General features: G+C 56.5%; 3 protein-coding genes and 1 pseudogene. All 4 read right to left on the reverse strand.

All coding sequences use genetic code 11. The annotated features are described in order from the left end of the window. A pseudogene (locus tag AACS18_RS23785) lies at window positions 1–234 on the reverse strand (tRNA (guanosine(37)-N1)-methyltransferase TrmD); the annotation flags it as partial. Window positions 235–268: 34 nt separating this feature from the next. After that, window positions 269–790, reverse strand: coding sequence for a ribosome maturation factor RimM (gene rimM / locus AACS18_RS22805; protein WP_005340394.1), 522 nt, complete (start codon window positions 788–790; stop codon window positions 269–271). Window positions 791–814: 24 nt separating this feature from the next. After that, the gene (rpsP, locus tag AACS18_RS22810; protein WP_005340392.1) at window positions 815–1,063 is read right to left on the reverse strand and encodes a 30S ribosomal protein S16; all 249 of its coding nucleotides are present in this window, start codon (window positions 1,061–1,063) and stop codon (window positions 815–817) included. 177 nt (window positions 1,064–1,240) lie between these two features. Then, on the reverse strand, window positions 1,241–2,617 hold the full coding sequence (ffh, locus tag AACS18_RS22815; protein WP_005340391.1) for a signal recognition particle protein: 1,377 nt from the start codon (window positions 2,615–2,617) through the stop codon (window positions 1,241–1,243). Window positions 2,618–2,719 lie beyond the last annotated feature (102 nt).

Consider the following 2,719-nt stretch of genomic DNA (forward strand, 5'->3'; position numbering starts at 1 on the left):
CGCTGCTTGCTTGGCTGCATGAATCGCGTCACGCAGCGGCTGAACCATCATTAACATGCCGGGCCCACCACCATAAGGACGATCATCGACCGTACGGTGTTTATCGTGGGTAAACTCCCGGGGGTTCCAGCACTCAATCTGCAGCAGGCCACTCTTGACGGCCCGACCCGTTACCCCGTGCTCGGTAATGGCTCGGAACATTTCAGGGAAGAGGCTAATCACCCCAATCCACATAAGAAACCTCCGGCACCCGTGTTAGCGCGGGAAACTAGAAACCAGGATCCCAATCAACTTCGATTGTTCGAGCAGTCAGATCAATATTCTTGATCACCTGCTCTTCCAGGAACGGAATCAACCGCTCCTTTGCACCAAAGGCATCTTTTACATTGGCCTCAACCACCAACACATCGTTGGAGCCGGTTTCCATCAATTCGGTCACCTTGCCCAGGTCGTATCCCTTGGTGGTCACCACGGAGCAACCAATCAGGTCACGCCAGTAGAACTCACCTTCAGGCAACGCAGGCAACAGATCGGCGGGTACGCCAATCTCGACATTGGTCAATGCCAGGGCATCTTCGCGCACATCGATACCATCGAGTTTGCAGATCAGACCCTTGTTGTGACGTTTCCAGGATGAAACCCGAATTTCACGCCACGCCCCGTTCTGATTAATCAGCCAGGGGTTGTAATCGAAAATCGCTTCGGCAACATCGGTGAAGGAGTTCACTTTAAGCCAGCCCTTGATGCCATAAACGGTACCCAGGGTGCCCAGAACTACAGGTTTTTCCACCTTAACTCCTTACCGTTGGGCTGATTAAGCAGCTTTTTTAGCGTCTTTGATCAGCTTGGCAACGCGGTCAGAAACAGCGGCACCAGTAGCAACCCAATGCTCGATACGAGCCAGGTCCAGGTTCAGCTTTTCAGCTTGACCAGCAGCAACCGGGTTGAAGAAACCAACGCGCTCGATGAAGCGACCGTCACGGGCGCAACGGCTGTCAGAAACTACTACCTGGTAGAACGGACGCTTTTTCGCGCCACCACGTTGTAAACGAATGGTTACCATATCGTCCTCATTAACATCTAATGAACAAGGCCCGCAAACACGCGGACCCTAGCTTAAAATAAGCCGCGTAATTCTACTTGGATTCGTAATAATTGCAACCAAGCCAGCCATTTTTTGCGCAGAGCGGCAATGAAAAGGGGCCTGCAACTGCAGACCCCCATCAACACGCAGGCCGGATCAGAACGGCCCGCGACCGCCACCGAACCCGGGGGGCATCATGTTCTTCATCTGGCTCATCATCTTGCGCATGCCGCCCTTGCCGGACATTTTCTTCATCATGCGCTGCATCTCGGTGAACTGCTTGAGCAGCTTGTTCACATCCTGCACCTGCATGCCGGAACCTGCGGCGATACGGCGTTTGCGGGAACCCTTGATGAGATCGGGGTGGGCGCGCTCCTTGGGCGTCATGGAGCTGATGATGGCCTCCATTCGCACAGTGAGCTTGTCATCCATCTGATCTTTCACGTTATCCGGCAGACCGGACATGCCGGGCAGCTTGTCGAGCATCCCCATCATGCCGCCCATGTTGCGCATCTGGGCCAGCTGCTCGCGAAAATCCTCCAGATCGAAGCCTTTGCCGCTCTTGACCTTGCTGGCCAGCTTGGCCGCTTTCTCTTTATCGACGTTGCGCTCGACCTCTTCGATAAGAGAGAGCACATCACCCATACCGAGGATACGGGAGGCAAGGCGATCCGGGTGGAACGGCTCCAGCGCATCGGTCTTTTCGCCCATACCGATAAACTTGACCGGCTTGCCGGTGATGTGACGCACCGACAGTGCAGCACCCCCACGGGCATCGCCGTCCGCCTTGGTAAGGATCACACCGGTGAGCGGCAGCGCTTCGTTGAACGCCTTGGCGGTGTTGGCGGCATCCTGACCTGTCATGGCATCGACCACGAACAGGGTCTCGACCGGCTTGATGGTGGCATGCAGATCCTGGATCTCGGCCATCATCTCGCTATCAACGTGCAGACGACCGGCAGTATCGACGATCACCACGTCATAGAATTTCTTGCGCGCCTGATCGATGGCGGCGGTGGCGATGTCGACCGGCTTCTGGCTGGCATCGCTCGGGAAAAAGTCGACGCCGATGTCGCTCGCCAGGGTCTCCAGCTGCTTGATCGCCGCAGGGCGATAGACGTCGGCACTGACTACCAGCACCTTCTTCTTGCTGCGCTCTTTGAGCAGCTTGGCCAGTTTGCCAACTGTGGTGGTCTTACCGGCCCCCTGCAGACCGGCCATCAGGATGATCGCAGGTGGCTGGGCAGCCAGGTTGAGCTGTTCGTTGGCCTCCCCCATTACGGTGACCAGTTCACCGTGCACAATCTTGATGAATGCTTGGCCCGGGCTCAGGGATTTGGCCACTTCCTGCCCGACTGCGCGCTCTTTGACACGCGCCACGAAATCACGCACGACCGGCAGGGCGACATCCGCCTCGAGCAGCGCCATGCGAACTTCGCGCAGGGTTTCCTTGATATTGTCTTCGGTCAGGCGACCACGGCCACTGACATTGCGCAAGGTGCGCGAGAGTCGTTCAGTCAAATTCTCAAACATGACAGATTCCGGTTCTTGGCGTAATAAATTGGGGGCATTATAACCCAGAGCGGGCGCGAGGACGATTATTCACCGCACTGCAGCAGCAGGGACCTTCTCCCT

The sequence above is a fragment of the Aeromonas sp. HMWF015 genome, from assembly GCF_963878965.1.
GTDB classification, from domain to species: Bacteria; Pseudomonadota; Gammaproteobacteria; order Enterobacterales; family Aeromonadaceae; genus Aeromonas; species Aeromonas veronii.